We start from the raw sequence: 23,438 nt of genomic DNA on the forward strand, positions 1-23,438 counted from the left end.
GAGTTATTATATGAAATCTAAATTTTTGCCTACTTTATGCGCATCAATCTGCTCACATAAGCTACGTGTTGTTCCAACGTTTATGTTGTTAGCCCTACCATTGTATGGCCATGCACTGCCATCAGATGCCAATCAGCAAATCAAACTGCTAGCGGACAAGGCCACTTATAGTGAGCGTACTGGCGTCACTAGTTACTCAGGTAATGTCATTATTACTCAAGGCACTTTTAAAATGACTGCGGACAATATCACAGTCAATCTCTCGCAGCAGCGCAGCATTAATTCAGCGGTAGCGACGGGTCGTCCAGCAACTATGCAGCAGGTTGTGACGCAAGAAAAAGGCTTGGCAAAAGGTCAGGCAAATAAGATTGATTATAACGCGGTATCTGGCATTATCACTCTAACAGGAAATGCCAAGCTGGTTCAGAATGGGGCAAGTTTTGCCGGTAATGTTATTCGTTATAGTCTAAAAGCAGGTGATGTAGAAGCGACCGCTGGTGGTAATCAGCGAGTAGAGTTGGTATTTCCACCAAATAATAATACCAACCAAAGTGGCGTTCGCTAACCTAGCCAACCAAAGCATGAATAGGTTTTTGGTAGTATACGAATATCGTGAAAGCAAGAGTAAGCTATGAGTGACAATAAAAATATAGATTCTTCAGTATCAAATAGCAATACGGCGCCTGTCGCTCGCTTGACTATGCAAAATTTGGGTAAACGTTACGGCAAGCGCTGGGTAGTCAAAGATGTCTCGTTTTCTGTTGAGCAAGGCCAAGTTGTTGGACTGCTAGGCCCGAATGGTGCTGGTAAAACGACCAGTTTTTACATGGTGGTGGGACTGGTCAATATGGATAAGGGCCGTGTCACTCTAGGAAAAATGGATCTGTCTAAATACGCTATGCACGAGCGTGCTCGTGCTGGTATTGGTTATTTGCCGCAAGAAGCGTCGATTTTCCGTAAATTATCTATCGAAGACAATATATTGGCGATTTTGCAGACTCGTACAGAATTAAGTAAAGCTGAGCAGCAGCAAGAGCTTGAAAAGCTGATTGGCGAATTTCATTTAGAACATGTACGTACCTCACTTGGAATGAGTGTGTCAGGCGGCGAGCGTCGTCGCTGTGAAATTGCTCGTGCGCTAGCGGCGGATCCTAAATTTATCTTATTGGATGAGCCATTTGCCGGTGTAGACCCCATTTCTGTTGGCGATATCAAGGATGTTGTTTTGACACTGAAAAATCGTGGTATTGGTGTCTTAATCACTGATCACAATGTTCGTGATACGTTAGCCATCTGTGAAAAGGCTTATATTGTTTCAGAAGGGGCTATCATTGCCGAAGGTACTTCATCGGAAGTCTTAGAAAATGATCTGGTCAAATCTGTTTACTTAGGTAAAGACTTTCAAGTATAGCCCGCTGTGCTAAATCATTTTTTACTCATATTCTTATCTACACGAACTGCTGATTTTAGCATTGCAACTAACTGATAAAGCCAGCAGTCAACATTTTCATTATATTTAGAATAACCTACGCTTAACGCTCTCCCTTCTATCAGATACAGCTTTCGATACTCACAACTGGCTGATCGCGACAAACACTCTTACATTCCTACTCATCAAAGAGCGTACGATATTTTATTCATTATTCTCGACTAATCATCTGGATAAGGCTCATCATTTATGGCAAAAAATAAAAGCAGTTATGTCTGTCAGAATTGCGGCGCGCATTTTGGCAAATGGGCAGGGCAGTGTACAGATTGCGGCGAATGGAATAGCTTGGTAGAAGCGCCAAATGTCAGTATGCCGCATCACAATAAAAATACCGCCAAGCCTAATGCCGGCCGATCCACTTCTCGTAGTACTGCTGCACCAGTTGGTAACTACTCTGGCACTCACAGCGCAGTTATGCCACTTAACGCAGTCAGTGTGACGCTAGACACACGCTTGCCAACAGGCATTAGCGAGTTTGATCGTGTGCTGGGTGGCGGATTGGTAGCTGGTTCTGTCGTACTAATCGGTGGTGACCCGGGTATTGGTAAGTCAACCATATTGTTGCAGACAGCGACTAATATGGCACGTGCCGATTCTTTGGCAGGTAGCGCGCTTTATGTGACTGGCGAAGAGTCACTTGCACAAGTAGCTATGCGTGCCAAACGCTTAGATTTACCTGCTGATAGACTTCGCGTACTCGCAGAAACCAATGTAGAAACCATTTGTGCGGCCTTGACCCAAGAGCAGCCAGCCATCGCTATTATTGACTCTATCCAGACTATTTATACTGACGCCATCAATTCTGCACCAGGCGGCGTCAGTCAAATCAGAGAGTCTGCCGCGATCTTAACGCGCTATGCAAAGCAAACAGGTACAGCGCTATTTTTAGTGGGACATGTGACGAAAGAAGGCACTTTAGCAGGCCCACGTGTACTTGAGCATATGGTCGATACGGTATTGTATTTTGAAGGTCAGTCTGACTCACGTTTTCGGATGATTCGTGCAGTCAAAAACCGTTTTGGTGCGGTTAATGAGCTGGGTATTTTTGGCATGACTGACATGGGACTCAAAGAAGTTGCCAACCCATCAGCGATATTTTTGAGCCGTTATGATAAGCCCGTTGCTGGATCTGTTGTTATGGTTAGCCGTGAAGGGACTAGGCCATTACTGGTTGAAGTGCAAGCGTTGGTGGATGACTCCCAAGGACAGCCTAGACGCATGGCGTTGGGTTTGGACTTCCAGCGTTTGTCCATGCTACTAGCAGTGATGCATCGTCACGGTGGTATTCATACCAGTGGACAAGACGTCTATGTCAACGTTGTTGGTGGCGTCAAAGTCATAGAGACTGGATCTGATTTGGCAGTGTTGTTGGCATGTGCCTCAAGCATCAAAGAAAAGCCATTACCATCGTCATTAGCAGTGTTTGGTGAGGTCGGTTTATCTGGTGAAATCCGTCCAGTACCGAATGGTCAAGAACGCTTGAAAGAAGCAATGAAGCATGGTTTTAAACATGCGATTATTCCAAAGGCCAATGCACCTGCTAAAGGAGCTCCTCAGTTTAAGGGTATCAATGTGATTGCTGTTGAACGTCTTGACGATGCCATCGAAAGTGCGTTTGAGTTATAACCAATCTTGAAAAGTATAAAAAGATTTGATCAAAAAAGCCCTTAACTCATGATAAGTTAAGGGCTTTTTTATATGCTATAAGTTTTAAAACTAAGGTCCTGAAACACGCTCAATAGCGACATTACCGACACCTTTATTAGTGATACCTAGGCGCTTAGCTGCACCATACGATAAATCTAATACGCGGTTGCCATGGAATGGACCACGATCGTTCACTTTTACTACAACGCTTTTACCGTTAGTTTTATTAGTGACTTTAACATAGCAGTTGAGTGGTAATGAGCGATGTGCTGCCGTCAAACCATTCATATCAAAAGTTTCACCACTAGCAGTTTTACGACCATGAAACTTACGACCGTACCAAGAGGCAAGACCAGTTTGCTTAAATTTACTAACAGAATTAGAGGCTACTGCGGTTAGACGCTCTAACACATCTTCATCATTAGTGACTTGAGTGGTATCACTCGCTAATAGTGAACTACTAAGTGCTAATGAAGTAGGCTGACGTGCTGATTTGACCAAACTTGATGCACCATCATGCTGACGGCTAAGCTCACCAAGTACACGATCGATATGGGAGGCGTTATCTTGTGAAATCATCGCAAGGGAGGTTTTTGCTTCTACAGCATTTACATTTGTAGCAACTGCAGAGCCAGCGAATAAAACTGCCGACATTGTAAGTAAACCAGATAAACGCTTATTCATAAATACCTCTATAACTTATACACCAAAACCTAACTCTAAATTTTTAGATTGAGTATGACAGCGTTAGACCAATCTAACAGTGAATCAAACTCTAGAATCTTTATATTAATCTATTGTTTTGATAGCGATTAATATTTAGGGCGAGACTCTTACAGGTTTCAATATATGGTAATTTTTCATTTTATGATCATAAGTAGCGGTAGTAATGACCGTAGTTACTTAGAACATGCTTAAATGATAGTCAGCGATATTCATTGAGTACTTATTTTTAACTTAGAGAGTAAGTACCAATGTCACTATATGTCGTATCTATAAAACTTCCGATATACAAACTTTCTGATATTGCTAAAGTAATGAAGGGTTTAAAAGTTTTTGCGTGATGCTTTGTTATTAAACCGTTAATTAAGTAGTGTATTTGAAAGTCTGAAATCTACAAGATGCTAACTATACGACCAATCTACAACCAAAGTATAATTAAATGCAAATTTTGTTAGTGGCTATGTACGGGTTATGTATCAAAGTACAGTAAAACGAGGTTAACGCAATTTTTTGTAAAAAACAAGAAATAAAATATTTCAGCCTTGATTTGCAATTCATTTTGGTTAAAAAAATCACTGCTAATGACAGTATGATACAAGTAATTAAATAACAATACTTTATGTCTCATGACAGCATTTTGATAGGCTGGTCATGAATGGGGATTATGTAGTATCTATTAAAAGTAACAAAATATTAATAGTAGCAAAATCGCTGATACTTTGATTTAATCTAAACTTTGTTGTCATTAGTCATGCGAGAGTGCTTTATTTTATGCTCAGTGTTTTTGAGAGATATAAATGATGTGTGTTTGTCATATTTCAATGATAATTTACTAATGTTTTATATATAAGGTATTGTTTATCAGTGTTTTTAACCAGATTTGTGAGTGTGAATCGACATCAATAAGCCAAAACCTGCCATCAAAGTCACGATAGCGGTACCACCATAGCTGATGAAAGGAAGGGGTACGCCAACAACAGGTAAAATACCGCCAACCATACCGACATTGACGAATATATAAACGAAGAAAGACATGGCAATAGCGCCCGCAAGCAGCCTGCTATAAATGTCAGGATGGGTGAAAGCGATATACAAGGCACGCGACAAAAGGCAAAAGTAAATAAACATCAGCAGCATGACACCTAGTAAACCAAATTCTTCAGAAAAAGCTGCAATAATAAAGTCAGTATGACCTTCTGGTAAAAAATGCAGATGCGACTGTGTGCCTTCTAAATACCCTTTGCCAGTGAGCCCGCCTGACCCAATGGCTGTCTTTGATTGGATAATATTCCACCCAGCACCTTGTACATCGGCTTCAGGATTGAGTAAGGTTAGGACGCGCGTACGCTGATAATCATGCAACAAAAAGTTCCAAGCAAACGCAATAAAAGGTATCGCTAAAACCACAGCAGCAGAAATCAGACGCCAAGATAGGCCCGCCAAGAACAGCACAAAAATGCCACTAGCAGCGACTAAAAGCGAAGTGCCAAGATCAGGCTCTTTTGCAATCAGCAATACAGGAACGATAATCAATGCCAGAGTGATGGCAATACTGGTCGGTGATGGCGGAAGATCACGCTTGGACAAAAACCAAGCACACATCATCGGCATCCCAAGCTTCATAAACTCAGACGGCTGCACACTACCAAACCCAGGTAAGTTGATCCAGCGCTGAGCACCCATACGCACTTCACCAATGATATCAACCAATACCAATAATATAAGACCCAATACATAAAACACAGGCGTAAAGGTACGGTAAAGGCTTGGCGGTATTTGTGCCATCGCAAACATTACGGTGAATGCCACACCGTAACTTACCATCTGACGTATGACCATGCCAATGTCTTGACTGGCAGCACTATATAAAATCGTCAGGCCAATGCAGCAAACCGTTAACAAAAGCAAGGTCAACCACGGATCGATGTGAATACGTTGCCAGATCGTCGGTGCATGACCTTGGCCTAAGTGATGGCTCTGACGTGAAAAACGGTATTGCGGGTTAGAAGACATAGGCAAAATTTGGCTAGCAGTTGGAGTAAAAGGGAGAGGTTATCTAAGCTGTCTTATATAAAATATGTGATGAGTATTTGATGGTCTCTATTCTAATAGAAGCCCACGGACAAAAAAACAAGCAGATACTTAACATCTAGGCAATAAAGTCACGTAATTATAAAAGTGATAAGGATAAGTGTTAATTACGAATATCCTGCCTCAGATTAGAGGCGATAGTTTAGCCTGCTTGCTGAAAATTTGATAGTATCGATAAAACGTTTTTAGCGGTAGATTCCTGCAATGATAAAATCAAAAAACCATAACTATGGACAAATCCAGAAGCCTATTCTTGCACTGGTTGTTTGTATGAGTAGCATCAGTGTTCATGCCGCTATTATAACTGATAGTAGTGAACGCCGTATCGAAGTGCGTCAAGGCAGTGGCGACACTAGCAATGCTTATATATCGCCTTCTAACAATGTCTCTAGTCAGCGCCCTGGTGTCACTATGTTAAGTGGCGCAAATGCATCAAATGGCGATAGTATGCAAAGCTTGATTGCACAAAAGCAGCGTGATTTTGAAATTGATGCCAGTCTGTCTATCGAGGAAAACAAACGCGTCAATGTGAATCAACGAAGACCGACTTATAATACAACTTACCGTAATAACAGCTACAGCACAACGAATAACACCTATAATAGTGCTAATAACGATCTTACGAGCATGGACTTTAATGCATGGCTCAACAGTAACAGTTACCGTGCTAGGCAAGTAGCCGAATATCAGCGCTATTTGAGCGCACGTGTGGGTGCACAAAATGTACCACCACTGTCTCAGCTACTTACCACCGCGCGCAGCTGGGACAAATGCGGTTATGAGCCTTATCAGCTGCCACCGCGAGAGTTGTGGGCCAATATCGTGCCAACACTACACCTCTATAGTGAGCTAAAAAATCAAGGCATTTTGCCTTTAAGTACTGAGATACGCTCGGTGTATCGTAGCCCTGGGCTGAACGACTGTGCTGGCGGTGCTGGCAGTAGCAAGCATATGAATGCAAGTGCCATGGATATTTGGGTGCCAGAGTACGAAGACAACCTATGGCGGCTTAGTACGATGCAGGATGGCCTGTGCCAGTTTTGGCAATATCAAGGACAGTCTTACAACTTTGGCTTGGGTTTATATGCCACAGGTGCGATTCATCTAGATACCGATGGTTATCGTAAATGGGGTTTTAACCATACCAGTAGTAGCTCTTATTGTCGCTATTAGATAGCTAAGGGTTAACGCGTCATAAGCAAGCGCACACTCAAATTAGTGACAATAAAAAAACGAGAAACAGTATAATATCGCTTATAAATTTTACAGCTAAATGATTAATAGGATGAGCTGGCTAGACGCGCAAGTTCACCAAAAAATTGTTTGGAATTTAATATTTATGTTCTAATATGAATATTTTCATTTACTATCTTTATATCCTTATCACTCTTCAAAGAAGAAGATTATGGTTAATATAAGCGGGATTTATGACAAAGCAGCATTCAGCAGTTGCAAGATGCAGTAAATCGAATGAAAGGAAACAACGTTTTTTTCGCTCAAAATATATTTACACCACATTAATAGGAATGGCATCATTTTCCATATTATTGGTGAGTGCCTGCAGTCCAGAACCCTATCCTGAAAACAGCTCGCTGGTGACAGATAAAGCTGCGCTAACACGTGATAGCATCGCACAAAATTCTGAAAACATTGAAGACAGTATTAGAAACTCTTATGCTCGTTTGGCCTCAGAGCGCGCTGATGTATGCCCAAAGTTGATAGAAGAACAGGGTAGTCAGGTTATTGAGCGCGTTGCAGAAGTAATGGTAAACGATTATTGTGACTATTTTCTATATCCTCGAGAGGGTCAGCATATTTCAGTCGCCACCAACAATCGCCAAATCGAGGCCTTACTTATAGTCCCCGCGCTACATAACTTTGCTAATGGTGGTTATAAGGTCATGTCTTACGACAAGCATATCATTCGACTGAGCTATAATGGTGCCACCTATAAGCCTCAAAACCTCAATTACGACATCGTAATGACCATTTCTGATAACTCTGATAAAGAGTATTCGTAGTCTTTTTTGATAGCACAAGTCAGTCACAAGATAATAAACACATGAGTGATGAGTCGGGCATACTGAATCGCTCATCACTCACGCTATTTGTTATCTAACTGAGTGAATTTAACCTAGCTTATTTCCCTCTTGTTATTTGGTCGTTTTTGTCGTAGCTTCTATCCCCTTCCAAGGATCGTCTTGCCCAACTGTCACGATTAAAAAGTTATCCGGATTTAAGGTATCGCGCAGCGTTTTGTTGACCCCTGACAGCGTGACTTGATCAATACGGTTGACATAATCGGCCAAGTAAGTGTTTGGCAATTGATAGAAATTCATCATTCCTAACAACCCATTGATCCCTGCGTTACTTGCAAAACCCATCGGGAAGCTATTTTTGAGATTGTCTTTGGTCAGGCGTATCTCGTCCTGAGTGACTCCTTTTTCTAACGTGTCATCGATAACCGCTAAGCTTGCATCGATTGCCGCACGTGCTTTGTCATTACGTGTCGAAAAGCCAATCTGATAAGGCCCGCGTGCTAGCATCGGATTCATTGATCCTGAAATACCGTAGGTGTACCCGAGATTTTGTCTAATCTCAGTCATCAAACGGGCATTAAAGTCACCACCTGCCATTACCTCGTTACCAACCGCAAAATTGGTTTGCTGCTGCTGGGCTGTTGGATTGGTTGCACGTTTACTGCCTAATTGCCCCATCAATACGGTAGTTTGGGTACTTGGGAAGGGGATATGAATGTGCTGTGATTTAGTGAGAGGTTTAGGCTCAGGTAAATCAGCGGCAGCTTGACCAGCAGATAGTTTAATCGTGATATCTTCAGCCAGCTTTTTCGCCTGTACCAAGGTCAGATTGCCTGTCATAGCGATAGAGGCATTTGCCGCCACTAAATACCGATTTTTAAAGTCTATCAGCTGTTGCTTCTGGATAGTTGGCACGCTCTCTAGCGTACCGACTGAGGGATGAGCGTAAGGATGACTGCCGTATAAAGCCTTATCAAAGGCAATACTGGCAAGACTGCCAGGGTCTTGTTTTTGCTGCTGTAAGCCAACGAGTAATCGTGACTTGTTACGTGCTAATACCTCGTCATTAAACGTAGGCTCACTCACCATTTGCGTCATCAAATCAACAGCTGGTAAAAGGTGTTTATCGTCTGATAAGCTGCGTAGCGAAACAATGAACATATCCTTATAGGCACTACTGCCTAGATTGATGCCTAGTGTTTCAACAGCACGCGTGAACGCATCTTCATCTAAGCTTTTGGAACCCTGCTCAAGCATCGTTGCGGTCATGTTGGCGATGCCAAAACCGTCTTTACTGATGCTGCCATCACGGGCACTACCAGCGTTGAAACGTAAGTCCACATCGACGATCGGTAAGGCTGTGGTCTGAACGAACATGACAGGAACACCAGCTTTGGTCTTAAACTCTTGAATCGTTGGCACTGTGACTTTTAAAGATTTGGCATCATCGATACTGGTAAGTTTAGATAAAGCTGCAATCGGCGCACTTGCATCAACAGCAGTAGGGGCTCGGTAATCTTCAGCGCCTGTAGTGTCGGCTTGGGCAGTATTAGCCAATATACTCAATGCAAAAACTATGCTGGTACTAAGGTATGATAGCTTTTTTAATGAGAGATTAGATGATGTAGAGGGCAAGGCATTACTCAAAGATTTGTGTGTTGCTTGAGAGTCATATTTATTCTGAATCATGATGTTCTTCTTATTAAGAATACGGTTATATCGTCGCTTTTATGAAACGTTCTGATAACAGGCAGTATTTATTGTGCTTTGGTAGTGTTCTCTTTCGGGGGCACAATATGCATCACCGTTAAGTTGTCCTTAACCAAATACTTCTTACTGGCAGCCTGAATGTCAGCGACACTGATACCATCTAGTTTGGTTGGTAACTTAGCAAGTAATCTGTCATCTAGCCCGATAGACTGTAGTGAGCCGATCATACGTGCTTGTCCTTCCATGCTATCTTGTGCATATACTAGGCCAGTGACGGCATTGGTCTTGGCGCGACTGATTTCATCGGCAGCAATGGGATCGGTTTTGAGTTTTTCTATCTCTGATATTATGGCTTGTTGCGCTTGCTCTAAACTGACACCTTCACGTGGTGTCGCTTGAATCATAAATAGCCCATCGCCGCGATCTAACAAATCGTAAGAAGTACCAACCGTGGTCAGTAGACCTTGCTCACGTATCAATCGACTCTCCAAGCGTGCAGATAGACCGCCATCGAGTACGTCTTGAGCAAGCGAGAGGGCGTAAGCCTGTTTTTCATTGTTTGCGCCTGCTGTCACTAGGCTAGGTACGTTGTAACCCATAAGTAGGACGGGCACTTGCACCGCTTGCTCAGAGTCTACTTTTTGATAACCACGAAAGCCTTTTTGAGTGACAGCGTTACGCTTAGGTACGTTGCTTGGCGCCAGCTCACCAAAATAGCGTTTGACTTGAGTGAGTACTTCTTGTGGTTGCACATCGCCGACGATGACTAAAGTAGCATTATTGGGTGCATACCATGTCTTGTACCAGTCTTTTAGATCCGAGAGTTTGATGGATTCTAGCTCACTCATGGGCCCAATGACAGATTCACCCTTTGGACTGTTAGGCAATGCTAGCAAACGAAATAATTCGTAAGCTTTGGCAAGGGGATTGTCATCAGTACGCTGACGTCGCTCTTCCATGACGACTTGGTGCTCTTTGGTAAACTCTTTGTCATTGAAGGTGAGGTTTTTCATTCGATCTGCTTCAAGCTCTAACGCCAACGGCATACGATTGGCAGGAAATAGCTCGTAGTAGCCCGTATAATCATAGCTGGTAAAAGCATTGTTAACCCCGCCAAACTTGGCAATCAACCGCTCGTAATCATCACTTGAAACATCAGGAGTGCCTTTAAACATCATATGCTCAAGTAAGTGAGAGATGCCGCCTTTATCCAGCGGCTCATCTGCCGAGCCCACCCGATACCAAATCTGGGTCATGGCGACGGGTGCACGGTGGTCTTCTTTTATGACCACTTTTAGGCCATTTTCTAACTGGTATTCATGTCGACCTGACATATCCATTGTCAAAGCAGAGGGCTTTGCCTCATCAGTTGTTTTATTTTTACTAAATGCGCTTTGAGATGACCCATCTGTCGTGACCGTATTTTTTGTAGTGGTAGTCGTGCTAGAAGGTAATGCGGTGGTTTGACAGGCAGAAAATAATGTTGCCACCGTTAGAGCACAGGCGATACGTAATGGCGTAGTAGTGAGCGTTGAAGACAATGGCATGGTATGGTCTACTTATATAAAATAATGACTGAAGTGATGGACGTAATCATAGCAATACAATGCATCACAGTGATGTCTGTGTGCCAACCATGACACTAGCGGTCGGTCTAATATCTTGCGTCGTATTGCAACCTGCCACAGATAATACAGTTGTCGTTAGCAAAATCGCCACACTGATATTGGCAATGCTTTTATAGTGTTTAGAGAGTGATGACATAAGCGTTTCCTAATAAGAATTTTTAGATGAGTCTTGGTAGAGTAGGCGAAGTCTTGCAAGGAACAAGTCAGAATTTTGTGTCCAAACCTTAAGCAAAACTCTCTCAAATCATTATGTGATTTTTTGAGCAGATAATTTTTGACGACAGTCTACTATGGTAAGGGCTAAGCGCGACTTGAATTATGCTAAAATAGGCTAAAGTCCATGGTCATATAGCTGGCAAGCTTATGACAATCTAAAAATCCATTTACAATAAACAAATAATTAATAGCGATAACTTTTAGGGCAAACTTATGAATAACCCAAACAATAGCAACCGTGTGGTCATCAATCTTGATGATGGTCTCGATGATTTAGATGACGATGATATTACCTTACCCAGTCTACCGGTGCAATCGGTGCCAATCATTGATGAAACAGAGCGTGCTGCGCTACAAAGGGATAATACGGCAAATCCAGATGTCTCAAACAATCAGGCAGCAGAAAATATTGCTTTGGCCACGCCAATTGTTATGACAGAAGAGCATAACGTCCCTAAAGGTGCCTCTGAGAGCTTTTCAAGTGCTAAAGAGACAGGCACTACGAGCAAACCTAGCACTGCGACAACCATTCCTGCCATGCCATTACAAGAGCAACTTGGGGATACACCAAGGGTAAGTCCAGTCGCTAGCAGCAATACCCAAGCAGCCACGCCACAAGAGCCTGCTGCAGAGCCACCAGAAAATAAGAAAAAAGGCAGCTGGTTTAACCGTATGAAGACGGGGCTGAGTAAGTCACGTAAAAATTTGGCCGAAGGGATGGTCAGCATACTTATCGGTGGTAAAGAGATCGATGACGAGCTGTTAGAAGAGGTCGAAGATCAGTTATTGGTTGCTGATATCGGCGTTAATGCAACCAACCGTATCATCAAGAACCTGACCGAGCAGACTGCCCGTGGTGACTTGATTTATGCTCACTCACTCTATAAAGCCTTGCAAAGTGAGCTGGTTGATATCCTAACGCCTAAGGTTGAGCCGCTGGTGATCGATACCAGCAAAAAACCATTTGTTATCTTAGTTGTGGGTGTCAATGGTGTTGGCAAAACCACAACCATCGGTAAGCTCGCCAAGCGCTTACAAGGTGAGGGTAAATCAGTCATGCTAGCGGCAGGGGATACTTTTCGCGCGGCTGCCACCGAGCAGCTACAGATTTGGGGCGAGCGTAATCATATCCCAGTGGTGGCACAAGGTCATGGCTCTGATAGTGCTTCTGTCATTTTTGATGCGATGCAATCTGCCAAAGCAAAAAATATCGACGTACTCATAGCAGATACCGCTGGCCGTCTACAAAACAAGACACATTTGATGGCAGAGTTAGAGAAAGTGGTGCGCGTGATGCGTAAAGCTGATCCAAGCGCTCCGCATGAAGGTATGATCGTACTCGATGCTGGCACGGGTCAAAATGCCATTAACCAAGTTGAGCTATTTAACAAGATTGTACCATTGACAGGTATCACCATTACGAAGCTAGATGGTACGGCAAAAGGTGGCGTGGTGTTTAACATTGCCGAAACGACAGACGTGCCTATCCGCTATATTGGTGTGGGTGAGTCGATTGATGACTTGCGCGCCTTTAGTCCGAAACAGTTTGTCGCCGCTTTGTTTGAGACAGATGACAAAGAGTAGAACCGCTATTTGTAACGGCTAAACAATCTTTAAAATAATTTGGAAATCAAAGCCATGATAGTGACCGAAGCATCTTTTGGATCGTATCGATTAACGCTCATTGCCCGTCTCGATGAGCATGACCAGCCTGTGCTCGTTGAAGCCAACTGGCTGCTGCCCGGTAATACTTGGCACAGCTCAAAATCTGTCCCCAAGCTTAAAAAATATTATGGCCTGACAGATGAAGACTTTACCTTTATAGACAGCAATAGCCTAAGCATGAAAGAGCCTACTCAAGCTTTACTGATAGAAACGATTTTCCAACTCAAAGATTATGCTGCTGGTAAACGCAAGACATTGGACTTGCCCTTAGATTTTTCTATGGGTACTGAGTTTCAACAAAGCGTATGGCGGGCACTACAAGAGATTGGCTATGGCGAAACCATCAGCTATGCCACCCTCGCGCAGCGTGTTAATAGCCCGAAGGGGTTCCGCGCGGTTGCACAGGCTAATGGCAAAAATCCTTTTAGTATCATTGTGCCTTGTCACCGAGTGATTGCAAGCGACGGTAAGCTTGGCGGTTATACAGGTGGATTAGATAAGAAGGAATATCTGCTGGCGCTTGAAGGGGTTAGGTGTAGAACGTAAAGATAAATATAACGCTTCAACTATTGAATGAGTGAGCAGAAAAAAGCACCAAACCGACAATTGATTGGTGCTTTTTCTGGGGGTGTTCTTGCCAGTATTTAGTTATTAAGCTGGCTATCCCTCAAGCTGCGCCATGACGTCAGCAGAGAAGTTCACGTTAGTATAAACTTCTTGCACATCATCCGCATCTTCTAACATATCGATCATCTTTAGGATTTTTTCAGCATCTTCCACATTGTCGATTTCAGCCGTGGTAGATGGTGACATGGTGACTTCAGCATTGTCAGAGACAAGACCAGCAGCGTTAAGCGCGTCTTGAACTTGACCGAAAGTTTCCCACTCAGTGATGACAAGCAAGCTTTCACCATCGTTTTCGATATCAACGGCGCCCGCATCTAGTGCCACCATCATGACTTCATCTTCTAGGCTTACATCATTAAAAGTGATCTCGCCGCGTTTGGTAAACAGATAAGCCACTGAACCTGAAGTACCAAGATTGCCATCACATTTGGTAAAGGCGTGACGGACTTCACTGACCGTACGATTGAGGTTATCAGTCATGGTTTCGACCAGTACCGCTACACCGCCGACACCGTAGCCTTCGTAACTGACTTCTTCCATTTTTTCATTATCACCGCCGCCTGTACCACGGTCGACAGCACGGTTGATCGTGTCGCGAGTCATATTGACTGATAGCGCTTTTTCGATAACAGCACGTAAGCGCGGGTTTTTGTCAGGGTCGGGGTCGCCTTGTTTGGCAGCTGAGACGATTTCACGAATAATTTTGGTAAATATTTTACCTTTTACTGCATCCTGACGGGCTTTACGGTGTTTAATATTTGCCCATTTTGAATGGCCTGCCATATAACATCCTTAAGGTTTACGTATTATTTTTTATGTGCAAGAAGGCGATGAATTACAGCCTTCGATGTCTGATCACCTTGTTTTATACTATCATTATTTTGTCTATATCAGGTAATAGCGCTACTTGCACGTTAACGATTTGTATGTTGTTGAGAGTGCTTTTTTGCTACACTGTGGCAAATTATAGATTGTATTCACTGTGATAAGTGAGCAATATTATAAACCAGTTTTAACTATTTTGACCAACTTGCCCTTATCCATCACATTTTAAGTCATGGAACGCTATCAAGCCATTGATTTTATAAAGTTACTGATTCTATGAAGCGACCAACTGCTGAAGCCCTAACACACTTGCGTAACCGTACGCATATTATTATTGAAGGTACAGATACCCGTTTGGGTAAGCTCTTTGATATTGTATTATTGATTGCGATTTTGACCAGTGTGGCTGTCGTCATGCTTGATAGTGTGTTGTACATGCGCTTGCAATATGGCACGTTGTTTTTTTATGCAGAGTGGTTTTTTACGATTCTATTTACCATTGAGTATGCACTAAGGTTGTTTTCAGCACCCAATCGCTTGCGCTATGCGTTTAGTTTTTTTGGCATAGTGGATTTGTTGTCTGTTTTGCCAAGCTATCTCAGCTTACTATTTGTAGGTGTGCAGTATCTACTTGTCATACGAGTGCTACGTATCTTACGTGTATTCCGTGTCCTAAAACTTAAAGCCTATATGCAACAAGCAGGTTTTTTGGCTTCTGCACTCAAAACCAGTCAGCAGAAAATTACCGTTTTCTTCTTGTCGCTTGTGCTATTGGTAACCATCTTTGGTTCAATCATTTACGTAGTAGAGGGGCCTGAGAACGGGTTTACTAGTATTCCATTGTCTATCTATTGGGCGGTCGTCACGATGACGACAGTTGGCTATGGTGATATGTCGCCCAAGACGCCGTTAGGCCAAGCAATTGCAACCATGGTTATGATCACAGGTTATTCGATTATCGCTGTACCGACAGGTATTTTTACCTCTGAGCTGGCTCGTAATATGCGTCCGCAGCTTAATCCTGTCACTTGTCCGAACTGTGGTAAATTCGGTCATGCAGTGGGCGCAGACTTTTGCGATCGCTGCGGGCACGCGCTCCACATTTAATGACAGGTTTGACTGTTATTGCCAATTGATCGCTTATTATACGTCAATGTACTCATCAACGAGCGGCGAGAGGTCAGTCTCAACGCCAAGATTGACCAGATTCCAGTACTGTCCAGATACGGTACGGTCTAACATCATGGTGGTGGCAGAGGGCTGAAACTGACCGAAGTATTTTAATGAAGTGCGCATTTGGGCAATCACCTCATGGTGTATTTGACTGCTACCAAAATCAAATGGCCCTTCTTGGTATGGGCGGATAGATAGTGGTTTTAGACCAATAGATAGCCATTTTTCATAAAACTCGCCAGGGATGTTTTTATCATCATCACGGCGAATATCTAAGGCGACAAGGTCTTGCTCAAGCGCGGTCACATCGCCTTTGATAGCATGCTTGGCAAAACGACGGAATAGTTGGACCTCGCTATCACTGTAACTACGGATACCGCCGAAGTCATACGCCACAACACTACCATCCTGCCGAAAAGCAAAGTTGCCTGGATGCGGATCACAATGCATACGGTACAGACTAAATAGTTGTCCTGCGGTAAAATGAAACAAGCGCTTTGCTATTTTTTGCTTAATGGCATTGTCCCATGTTGCAGCGACGGTCAATGTCTCTCCTATCTCCTCAGTCAGTGTCAAAATCCGTCTAGAAGAGTGGCTGCTAATGACTTTTGGGATAATGAGACCTTCATCATCAGCATGAAAGGCACCAAATACACGCAGATTGTGCGCCTCTTTGGTATAGTCCAACTCGTCGTGTAGACTCTGTCGAATCTCATTAAATAACTGCTCTTGCAACTGCTTACTCATATTGAGCACACCTGCAATTTTTAGCGCCATGCGCACCTGTTTGAGGTCGCTATCACAGTTTTCATCGACATCAGGATACTGGACTTTGACCACGACCCTTTGTCCAGAAGGTAGCACAGCTTTATGGACTTGCCCAATAGATGCTGCGGCAAATGGCGTCTCGTCAAACTCACTGAACAGCTCTGCCATCGGTGCTTTAAGCTCACGCTCAACTTGTGCACGTATTTGCGCATAAGGCATGGGCGGTGCATCTTTTTGGAGTTTTTCTAGGGCAGTTGCGACCTCAGGCGGGAACACGTCTTTGTACTGTGAGGCAATTTGTCCGACTTTCATCACCGCACCTTTCATCTCACCCAACGTCTCGGCAATCTGGATACCCACGTCTTGCATCAAGTCTGAGCGAGCTTGTAGGCGCTTTTCTTCGTCACTCGAGAGATGCTTAAACGAGTTTTTAGCGGCTTTGCCGGCGATGCTTGCTGTCATGCCAGCGAGTTTCATAAAGCGCTTTCCGGACGTTTTTGCCATTCATATCACCATATAGTGGATTGTTTTGCTCAGTCATAATTCTATTATTTTCATCAAACAATTACTGTTTAACTAATGTGTGAAAAATAAGAAGTTTTACTTTATTAACAAAGCTAGTAATCTATAAAATTAGAAAACACCTTAAGTGCTTGTATTGACTGAATAAATATTGCTTAGCCAGTAGTCTAGTGCCATCTCATAACCCATATGACCCAAACCACAGATGACACCGACTGCGACATCGCTCAAATAGGAATGATGCCTGAAAGGCTCACGTGCATGGACATTGGATAAATGGACCTCTATAAAAGGCTTCTGTGTCGCTAGTAACGCATCGCGTAGGGCAACTGAGGTATGGGTAAAGGCAGCAGGATTGATAATAACGGCATCAGCTTGGGCAGATTTTTCTGCTAATAAACCATAATATTGAATCTTATCTACTAGATCGCCTTCATGGTTTGACTGTACACAAATTAATTCAATGCTGTGCTGAGCGGCTCGTTCGACCAAGCGTTTTTCGATATCTACCAGCGTCATATGGCCATAAATTTCAGGCTCACGCTTACCCAATAAGTTCAGGTTGACGCCATTCACCAATAGCAGTTTGTGATTGAGGGTCTGATCGATGTGTTGGTCAGCAGGATTTTCTGCTGCTGTAGATGGAGAAGAGGACGTCATAGTAATCTCTATCGCTGTTTAAATATGTGAATGATTTATTATAATGAATAAGGTATGCATGACAAATAGGTTGCACACGCTGATCCAGCGTATCCCTTTATAATAGCAGCTTGTAGGCTGGGTTATAAAAAAATTACAGGAAAAACTCACCCATGCCTTAAAAAGCGTGTTAAAAGTCTTTATGTTGCTAAAAACCCGTGCTATGATATTTTTTATGCAATAAGTATTGCAAGTTTGTTACTGTCATTGATATGAGAGATAGTTTGCAAGATTGGCTTTCTTTTATATAAGCGTTTTAAAGATGACTGTGACTAGATTAGTACTCTTAAGTTTTTGATTTCATCATCTTAGATCCCGTTTATATGCAATGTTGCAAAGGAATTTGGGGCTAAGCGAACTTTTTTAGGAAGTAATATTATGTCAGCTCGTGAGCAAGGTATCGTTAAGTGGTTTAATGACTCAAAAGGCTTTGGTTTCATTCAACGTGACAGCGGAGAAGATATTTTTGTCCATTTCCGCGCGATTCAGGGTGATGGCTATCGTTCTTTAAAAGATGGCGAAAAAGTTGAGTTCAGCGTAGTAGAAGGTGAAAAAGGCCTACAAGCTGAAGAAGTCAGAAAGTTAGAAGAGTAATCTATCCAGACATTAAAGCAGTTTAGTTATAATGTCTGTATGAACTACTGATATACTACTGAGTCAAGCCCGTATTGTCTTACCCATGTTGAGTGAACAACAGCATATTTGGTAGGTCAGGTATTGGGCTTGGCTTTTTTTGTACCCGTATGTCTAGCGGCCATCTATAGATATAATGTTGCGACTACTATTGGTCACGCTTATGTCAGTATAAAATTTTATTGTGAGCTGATTTGTGATTGATAAAATACAAGCAACTAATTTAAAAGGATATTTTTTTGAGTAATTTTACAACGTTTACTGATTTGCCACTTTCAACCGCGACCCTGCGGGCAGTGAGTGATTTGGGATTCACGGAACTCACGCCGATTCAGGCGAAAATACTACCGCATACACTAGCAAGTCAAGATGCCATCGGACAGGCGCAAACGGGAACGGGTAAAACAGCAACGTTTTTATTGACAATCATGGAAGCGTTACTCAAACGTCCTTTTACGCATGATGAAACGCGTTATCTAGGTGAGCCGCGTGCCGTGATTATGGCGCCAACTCGCGAGCTGGCTCAACAGATATTTGAGGACTGCATTGCACTGACCAAATACACCTCATTACACAGTGTCTGTATTATGGGTGGGACCAATTACGAAACCCAGCAGCATGAGCTTGAGCGCCAATACGTTGATATTTTGGTGGCGACGCCTGGCCGTCTAATTGATCTTGCCAATAAAGGCATGGTGTATTTAGATCGAGTAGAGGTGCTGGTGCTTGATGAAGCAGACCGTATGCTGGACATGGGTTTTATCCCTGATATCAAGCGCCTTGTGGGGCGTATGCCCGCCAATACAGACCGTCAAAGCTTACTGTTTTCTGCTACTTTTAACCAAGATGTGATGAATTTGGCGTATCGCTGGTTGCATGAGCCGCAGTTTGTGGAAATCGAGCCAGAACACAAGACCAGCGAATTGGTTGATCAGCACTTTTACTTACTGACAGAAGATCAAAAACTCGAAGCCCTTCAGCGTATTATTAGTGAGGAGGCCGTTGAAAAGGTCATTGTATTCGCCAATCGCAAAGATCAAGTCAAGCGTCTCTATCATAAACTGCGTCAAGCGCATAAGATTGTCATGCTCTCAGGTGATGTAATTCAGCAAAAACGTGAGAAATACTTGCAGCGCTTCAAGGATGGTCACACGTCTATCTTGGTGGCGACAGATGTTGCAGGGCGCGGTATCCATGTTGATGATATCAGTCATGTCGTTAACTATACCTTGCCCGATCAACCAGATGATTATGTCCACCGTATTGGTCGTACGGGCCGCGCTGGGCAAACAGGCATTAGCATTAGCTTTGTCAGTGAAGATGACGCATTTAATATACCAGCATTAGAGAAGCATTTAGAAACCAAGTTTACGCTTGAGCAGTGGCAGGAATAATTGCTATAAATAGGTAACACTTAACCAATAAACCCCTTAATATCATTTTTGATATTAAGGGGTTTTTGTACGCTTGGTAAAGTCCGCGCAGTACTCGAGTTATGTGTTAGAAATTATTGACCATGATGCATGGAGGTGGCGTCATCACCCATATCATGCATGCTATGATCCATATGATTATCCATGTCTTGCATATCATGATCCATAGCTGGCGTCATATCGTGATTCATCTGATCTATATTATGAGCATCTGTCTCAGACATCATAGCAGAGTGGCTACTATGATCCATCTGTGCGTGTCCACCACCATGCCCGCCATGCATGTTTGCCATGACCATAGGAACGACAGCAACTGCCAAACCTGAGAGTACCATCACCGCACCATTTAACTGCCTTAAGCGAAAACGACCAATCTTGTCACGTAACCAGCCGACTGTCTCGTGCGTTGCAACTAACATCGGCACCGTGCCAAGACCAAAAACAAACATCAACGCTGCACCGCTTAATGGGTTGTGAGCCACCACCGCGATGAGTAGGGCGCCATATACCAAACCGCAAGGCAAAAAGCCCCAAAGCAAACCAGCTGTCAATGCACGTGGAAAGGTGTTTAGGGGAAAGACCTTTTGGCGTAGCGGGCTGAGGTATTGCCAAAAGCGCATACCAAAACGCTCGAGCTTATTCAAAAAAGGTGCGCCAAGCATGGTCACACCCACAAAGACCAACACTGCGCCCAGTAAAATACGTGGCAAGCTATTGCCTTTCATGAGTGGCTCTAACACCGTCGTACCGATAAATCCTGCCAGCAGACCTAACAGTGCATAACTGCTCAGACGGCCAAGATGATAGGTGGCCACCAGCGCGCGGCGTTTAGTAGGACTGACATCTTTCATAGACAGACCAAATGCCGTCACAAGACCGCCACACATACCCAAACAATGCGGCGAGCCAAAAAACCCCATCAGTAATGCCGCAGCAAGTAAAGCCATGGTCATGGATGCATCTCCTAAAAGTCATAAAGGCCGTATCTATAGACACGATTATTATCTAACGAAAGCTCATCATTACACGATGAAAAGAGAGAAGAATAAAGGTTAGATTTTTGTGTTTTTCTCTACATCAGTACGAACGAGCGCATCTTTATCAACGTTATCATCTGACGGCTCGGTATCAGCAGAAGGCTGAGACTGCACCGCGCGCTCATGAGCCTGCATGGTTTGCCTGCGCTCTTGACGATCATCCAATATGATACGCTGTGATGCATTGTCCAAATCTTCGAACTGGTTTGATTTTACCGCATAACGCACCGCCCAGATGGCAACCACAAATAGCATGAGACTTAATGGGATTAATAAAAATATACTGAGCATGGTAACTCTCTTCAATAGCAGTGTCTTTTATTATTATACACCCATCGCAAATGCAGTGGATGATCTGTAGCGATTAGAATGAGGCGTAGCATCATATGACGATATTAGCTGCGCGTTTAGTATAAAAACCTATTCATCAGATGCTTTTTTGGCACTGCCTCGCGGTGTTAGGAGCTGCTGTGAAGTCACATCATCGGCGTGACGACAGTTCATTTGCGGACGTATCACATCCCGTAGATAGGCGGCGATTTCATAAACAGCCCGCCGTGAATGACTTAGGTTTTGCGCAGGTTTCATCCAGTCGCGTCTCACTGGCAATGGTGCGCTAAGCGGTGTGCTATTAATACCATTCAAGGCAAACTGTCTGCGCGCACGTGCCATATGATAACTATCAGTAATAAGGTAAACGTGATGAAGCGGAATACGCTTGGCTGTAAAACGGGCGTTTTCGCACGTATTCATACTGGCATTTTCGCTTATCAGCCCATCGATACCATGCTCAATGAGCCATTGACCTAGCCAAGGGGCTTCAGCGCCGCTTAGTACAATAGGTAAGGGAAGATCGTGATAGGCCCCAGCCGCGGTACGGACACGATTCAGGCTATAGCGATTGAGGATGATTTGATTGTTATTATCATTAGTTAGACCACCGCCTAATACCACGTAAGCAGTCGGCGGAGAGCTCATAGCAGCAGAAGGCATTTTTGGTAAAGGAAGAAGCGCAAATATATAGACAACGGCTTGTGAAAATAGCGGTGTGAACAAACTGATTAGGACTAAAATAACAGACGTCGAGCCTAATACAAAGGTAATATTGATGATACGGAATAGCTTCACCATTCGTTCGGCTGAACGCAAATAGTTTCGCCATAAGCGTTTAGACCATGATTGTTTAGACCACATGCTCAGGATATCCAATTGAGCCATCAGCATTCACCCAAACTGGCTCACGTGATAGCTGAATTGCAAATTTCTCATAGACGATGTTGGCGATATAGCGCTGTGCTGTTTCCACATCTTCTTGAGTTGCTTGATAAGGAGTATGATTGGTCAGTACCAGCGCCTGATGTTTATGAGTCATGATAGGTGCGATGCCGCCCCCTTTTAATCCTGCTTGCTCGATGAGCCAACCTGCGGCAACTTTTACCATCGCGTCAGGCATCGGATAACCAACGATAGCTGGATAAGTTGTTTGCAGCGCCGTAAATTGATCTTGACCAATAATAGGATTTTGAAAAAAACTGCCACAGTTAGGTAGCTGTTTTGGGTCTGGTAGCTTTTGTTGTCTAATATCTATAATGGCTTGCATAACGTCATGAGGATTGGCTTGCTCGCGCTCTTGTTGTTCCGCATAGCGCTGCGCCACAGTCTGTACATCTCCATAGCTGGCTAAAATATGGGTGGGATCTGTATGCAGTCTAAAAGCCACGCGGCTGATCAGCCATGTATTTGGCGTGCGTTTAAAGATACTATCACGATAGTCAAATTGACAGTCGGCCGCTGATAAATGGTGCCAAGTTTGTGTCGGTAAATGATAGGCGCGTACATATTGTAAGCAGTCTTCTAATTGCACACCGTACGCACCAATATTTTGTACTGGCGCTGCACCAGTTAGGCCAGGTATGAGCGCAAGGTTTTCTAACCCATACCAGCCTTGATTGACTGTATGTACGACTAGATCATGCCAGTTTTCGCCCGCCATTACTTCGATATCAACATAATCGTCGGTTTGTGCAGTCAAATGAATACCGCGCATTTTGGGTTGCAATACCACTGCATTTAACGCTGCTGGTAATAAAACATTGCTACCGCCAGATAAGACAAATAATGACAGCTGATGCTCTACATCCTCTGCATAGGTTGCCATAAAGTCATCAAGCTGTGCCTCATTGGTCAACGTCACTACAGAGTCAGCGACACACGACAGTGCCATCGTATTGCTATGTGCCAAATCGACTGAATTACTGACTAACAGAGTCGCTGATGAGTCATTTATAGTCATGGTCTGAGCGTCGAGATCAAGGCGTGCAGCTTGGGTCATAACATAGCCTATGGGGCAAAAGGATAATAAATAATAAGGTAGCTATAGTTGATTCAATTTAAAAGAGATACAAGGCAGTTGAGTACAGACGTAACTGTGTTACTTCAAGCACGGTTAACGCTGCAGCTCTTTTATAGAGGATTAACCATATTATAGAGGATACCGGATGCAAGAGTAGCAG

Annotated in this window: 22 protein-coding genes; 10 read left to right on the forward strand and 12 right to left on the reverse strand. The window is 43.5% G+C overall.

The annotated features are described in order from the left end of the window. The first annotated feature begins 82 nt into the window (after nt 1-82). The 3 genes from lptA (at nt 83) to radA (ending at nt 3,115) form a co-directional block, all read left to right on the forward strand. Nucleotides 83-565 carry a lipopolysaccharide transport periplasmic protein LptA gene (lptA, locus tag AC58CZ_RS04195; protein ID WP_223334273.1) on the forward strand — a complete coding sequence of 161 codons (483 nt, stop codon included), beginning with the start codon at nt 83-85 and terminating at the stop codon, nt 563-565. Between the two features lie 66 nt (nt 566-631). Beyond that, complete coding sequence (gene lptB, locus AC58CZ_RS04200; protein WP_071001684.1) at nt 632-1,411, forward strand: LPS export ABC transporter ATP-binding protein; 780 nt, start codon at nt 632-634, stop codon at nt 1,409-1,411. A gap of 267 nt (nt 1,412-1,678) precedes the next feature. After that, entirely contained in the window at nt 1,679-3,115 is a 1,437-nt protein-coding gene (gene radA / locus AC58CZ_RS04205) for a DNA repair protein RadA (RefSeq protein WP_240366385.1), read from the forward strand. A 90-nt stretch (nt 3,116-3,205) separates the two neighbouring features. Here the strand turns inward: radA and AC58CZ_RS04210 are convergent, their stop codons facing one another. Then, complete coding sequence (locus AC58CZ_RS04210; protein ID WP_071001681.1) at nt 3,206-3,820, reverse strand: septal ring lytic transglycosylase RlpA family protein; 615 nt, start codon at nt 3,818-3,820, stop codon at nt 3,206-3,208. Between the two features lie 909 nt (nt 3,821-4,729). Then, nucleotides 4,730-5,872, reverse strand: coding sequence for a rod shape-determining protein RodA (gene rodA, locus AC58CZ_RS04215; RefSeq protein WP_284719396.1), 1,143 nt, complete (start codon nt 5,870-5,872; stop codon nt 4,730-4,732). Between the two features lie 348 nt (nt 5,873-6,220). Between rodA and AC58CZ_RS04220 the strand changes: the two genes are divergently transcribed. Then, on the forward strand, nt 6,221-7,123 hold the full coding sequence (locus AC58CZ_RS04220; RefSeq protein WP_223334207.1) for a D-Ala-D-Ala carboxypeptidase family metallohydrolase: 903 nt from the start codon (nt 6,221-6,223) through the stop codon (nt 7,121-7,123). Nucleotides 7,124-7,377: 254 nt separating this feature from the next. Next, nucleotides 7,378-7,971, forward strand: coding sequence for a hypothetical protein (locus AC58CZ_RS04225; protein ID WP_143007420.1), 594 nt, complete (start codon nt 7,378-7,380; stop codon nt 7,969-7,971). A 132-nt stretch (nt 7,972-8,103) separates the two neighbouring features. Here the strand turns inward: AC58CZ_RS04225 and AC58CZ_RS04230 are convergent, their stop codons facing one another. The 3 genes from AC58CZ_RS04230 to AC58CZ_RS04240 all read right to left on the reverse strand — a co-directional run bounded on the left by AC58CZ_RS04230 (nt 8,104) and on the right by AC58CZ_RS04240 (nt 11,463). Then, the gene (locus AC58CZ_RS04230; protein ID WP_286708168.1) at nt 8,104-9,546 is read right to left on the reverse strand and encodes a M16 family metallopeptidase; all 1,443 of its coding nucleotides are present in this window, start codon (nt 9,544-9,546) and stop codon (nt 8,104-8,106) included. A gap of 200 nt (nt 9,547-9,746) precedes the next feature. After that, nucleotides 9,747-11,246 (reverse strand): M16 family metallopeptidase, encoded by a 1,500-nt coding sequence (locus AC58CZ_RS04235; protein WP_252962459.1) that lies wholly within the window; start codon nt 11,244-11,246, stop codon nt 9,747-9,749. 64 nt (nt 11,247-11,310) lie between these two features. Continuing rightward, nucleotides 11,311-11,463 (reverse strand): hypothetical protein, encoded by a 153-nt coding sequence (locus AC58CZ_RS04240; RefSeq protein ID WP_186474399.1) that lies wholly within the window; start codon nt 11,461-11,463, stop codon nt 11,311-11,313. Between the two features lie 752 nt (nt 11,464-12,215). Here AC58CZ_RS04240 and ftsY point away from each other — a divergent pair. Then, a complete protein-coding gene (gene ftsY, locus AC58CZ_RS04245) occupies nt 12,216-13,127 on the forward strand; it encodes a signal recognition particle-docking protein FtsY (RefSeq protein WP_228724683.1) in 912 nt (303 codons plus the stop codon). Nucleotides 13,128-13,181: 54 nt separating this feature from the next. Continuing rightward, nucleotides 13,182-13,754, forward strand: a complete 573-nt coding sequence (locus AC58CZ_RS04250) for a methylated-DNA--[protein]-cysteine S-methyltransferase (protein ID WP_093069992.1) — start codon at nt 13,182-13,184, stop codon at nt 13,752-13,754. Between the two features lie 114 nt (nt 13,755-13,868). On the opposite strand, the gene AC58CZ_RS04255 is transcribed toward AC58CZ_RS04250, so the two are convergent. Beyond that, nucleotides 13,869-14,618 (reverse strand): YebC/PmpR family DNA-binding transcriptional regulator, encoded by a 750-nt coding sequence (locus tag AC58CZ_RS04255; RefSeq protein ID WP_093070005.1) that lies wholly within the window; start codon nt 14,616-14,618, stop codon nt 13,869-13,871. A 318-nt stretch (nt 14,619-14,936) separates the two neighbouring features. Between AC58CZ_RS04255 and AC58CZ_RS04260 the strand changes: the two genes are divergently transcribed. Further along, nucleotides 14,937-15,767 (forward strand): ion transporter, encoded by an 831-nt coding sequence (locus AC58CZ_RS04260; protein ID WP_093070013.1) that lies wholly within the window; start codon nt 14,937-14,939, stop codon nt 15,765-15,767. 36 nt (nt 15,768-15,803) lie between these two features. On the opposite strand, the gene AC58CZ_RS04265 is transcribed toward AC58CZ_RS04260, so the two are convergent. Beyond that, nucleotides 15,804-17,105 carry an ABC1 kinase family protein gene (locus tag AC58CZ_RS04265; protein ID WP_093070016.1) on the reverse strand — a complete coding sequence of 434 codons (1,302 nt, stop codon included), beginning with the start codon at nt 17,103-17,105 and terminating at the stop codon, nt 15,804-15,806. A gap of 141 nt (nt 17,106-17,246) precedes the next feature. Beyond that, entirely contained in the window at nt 17,247-17,783 is a 537-nt protein-coding gene (gene aroQ, locus AC58CZ_RS04270) for a type II 3-dehydroquinate dehydratase (RefSeq protein ID WP_093070019.1), read from the reverse strand. A 417-nt stretch (nt 17,784-18,200) separates the two neighbouring features. On the opposite strand from aroQ, the gene AC58CZ_RS04275 reads away from it, so the two are divergent. Next, nucleotides 18,201-18,416: a cold-shock protein gene (locus tag AC58CZ_RS04275; protein WP_058024053.1), complete on the forward strand. Its 216-nt coding sequence runs from the start codon at nt 18,201-18,203 to the stop codon at nt 18,414-18,416. A 278-nt stretch (nt 18,417-18,694) separates the two neighbouring features. After that, nucleotides 18,695-19,849 (forward strand): DEAD/DEAH box helicase, encoded by a 1,155-nt coding sequence (locus tag AC58CZ_RS04280; protein ID WP_093070021.1) that lies wholly within the window; start codon nt 18,695-18,697, stop codon nt 19,847-19,849. A gap of 113 nt (nt 19,850-19,962) precedes the next feature. Here AC58CZ_RS04280 and AC58CZ_RS04285 read toward each other — a convergent pair whose 3' ends face one another. From AC58CZ_RS04285 to murB, 4 genes are all read right to left on the reverse strand, one after another. Then, the gene (locus AC58CZ_RS04285) at nt 19,963-20,841 is read right to left on the reverse strand and encodes a sulfite exporter TauE/SafE family protein (protein WP_093070024.1); all 879 of its coding nucleotides are present in this window, start codon (nt 20,839-20,841) and stop codon (nt 19,963-19,965) included. Nucleotides 20,842-20,940: 99 nt separating this feature from the next. Continuing rightward, complete coding sequence (gene ccoS, locus AC58CZ_RS04290) at nt 20,941-21,216, reverse strand: cbb3-type cytochrome oxidase assembly protein CcoS (protein WP_058024050.1); 276 nt, start codon at nt 21,214-21,216, stop codon at nt 20,941-20,943. A gap of 129 nt (nt 21,217-21,345) precedes the next feature. Beyond that, complete coding sequence (locus AC58CZ_RS04295; protein ID WP_071001661.1) at nt 21,346-22,119, reverse strand: YdcF family protein; 774 nt, start codon at nt 22,117-22,119, stop codon at nt 21,346-21,348. After that, on the reverse strand, nt 22,109-23,218 hold the full coding sequence (gene murB, locus AC58CZ_RS04300) for a UDP-N-acetylmuramate dehydrogenase (protein WP_071003614.1): 1,110 nt from the start codon (nt 23,216-23,218) through the stop codon (nt 22,109-22,111). The genes AC58CZ_RS04295 and murB overlap by 11 nt, the downstream gene beginning before the upstream one ends. Between the last annotated feature and the right edge of the window lie 220 nt (nt 23,219-23,438).

Source organism: Psychrobacter sp. CR212, assembly GCF_059693765.1.

What these genes read in the sequence shown, in the direction of transcription:
- AC58CZ_RS04240 (WP_186474399.1), bottom strand. Translation starts at nt 11,463, where the DNA reads ATGTCATCACTCTCTAAACACTATAAAAGCATTGCCAATATCAGTGTG.
- radA (WP_240366385.1), top strand. Translation starts at nt 1,679, where the DNA reads ATGGCAAAAAATAAAAGCAGTTATGTCTGTCAGAATTGCGGCGCGCAT.
- AC58CZ_RS04255 (WP_093070005.1), bottom strand. Translation starts at nt 14,618, where the DNA reads ATGGCAGGCCATTCAAAATGGGCAAATATTAAACACCGTAAAGCCCGT.
- AC58CZ_RS04285 (WP_093070024.1), bottom strand. Translation starts at nt 20,841, where the DNA reads ATGACCATGGCTTTACTTGCTGCGGCATTACTGATGGGGTTTTTTGGC.
- ftsY (WP_228724683.1), top strand. Translation starts at nt 12,216, where the DNA reads ATGAAGACGGGGCTGAGTAAGTCACGTAAAAATTTGGCCGAAGGGATG.
- murB (WP_071003614.1), bottom strand. Translation starts at nt 23,218, where the DNA reads ATGACTATAAATGACTCATCAGCGACTCTGTTAGTCAGTAATTCAGTC.
- AC58CZ_RS04250 (WP_093069992.1), top strand. Translation starts at nt 13,182, where the DNA reads ATGATAGTGACCGAAGCATCTTTTGGATCGTATCGATTAACGCTCATT.
- AC58CZ_RS04275 (WP_058024053.1), top strand. Translation starts at nt 18,201, where the DNA reads ATGTCAGCTCGTGAGCAAGGTATCGTTAAGTGGTTTAATGACTCAAAA.
- AC58CZ_RS04220 (WP_223334207.1), top strand. Translation starts at nt 6,221, where the DNA reads ATGAGTAGCATCAGTGTTCATGCCGCTATTATAACTGATAGTAGTGAA.
- AC58CZ_RS04295 (WP_071001661.1), bottom strand. Translation starts at nt 22,119, where the DNA reads ATGTGGTCTAAACAATCATGGTCTAAACGCTTATGGCGAAACTATTTG.
- AC58CZ_RS04260 (WP_093070013.1), top strand. Translation starts at nt 14,937, where the DNA reads ATGAAGCGACCAACTGCTGAAGCCCTAACACACTTGCGTAACCGTACG.
- AC58CZ_RS04210 (WP_071001681.1), bottom strand. Translation starts at nt 3,820, where the DNA reads ATGAATAAGCGTTTATCTGGTTTACTTACAATGTCGGCAGTTTTATTC.
- AC58CZ_RS04225 (WP_143007420.1), top strand. Translation starts at nt 7,378, where the DNA reads ATGACAAAGCAGCATTCAGCAGTTGCAAGATGCAGTAAATCGAATGAA.
- AC58CZ_RS04265 (WP_093070016.1), bottom strand. Translation starts at nt 17,105, where the DNA reads ATGGCAAAAACGTCCGGAAAGCGCTTTATGAAACTCGCTGGCATGACA.
- AC58CZ_RS04235 (WP_252962459.1), bottom strand. Translation starts at nt 11,246, where the DNA reads ATGCCATTGTCTTCAACGCTCACTACTACGCCATTACGTATCGCCTGT.
- rodA (WP_284719396.1), bottom strand. Translation starts at nt 5,872, where the DNA reads ATGTCTTCTAACCCGCAATACCGTTTTTCACGTCAGAGCCATCACTTA.
- lptA (WP_223334273.1), top strand. Translation starts at nt 83, where the DNA reads ATGTTGTTAGCCCTACCATTGTATGGCCATGCACTGCCATCAGATGCC.
- aroQ (WP_093070019.1), bottom strand. Translation starts at nt 17,783, where the DNA reads ATGACGTCCTCTTCTCCATCTACAGCAGCAGAAAATCCTGCTGACCAA.
- lptB (WP_071001684.1), top strand. Translation starts at nt 632, where the DNA reads ATGAGTGACAATAAAAATATAGATTCTTCAGTATCAAATAGCAATACG.
- ccoS (WP_058024050.1), bottom strand. Translation starts at nt 21,216, where the DNA reads ATGCTCAGTATATTTTTATTAATCCCATTAAGTCTCATGCTATTTGTG.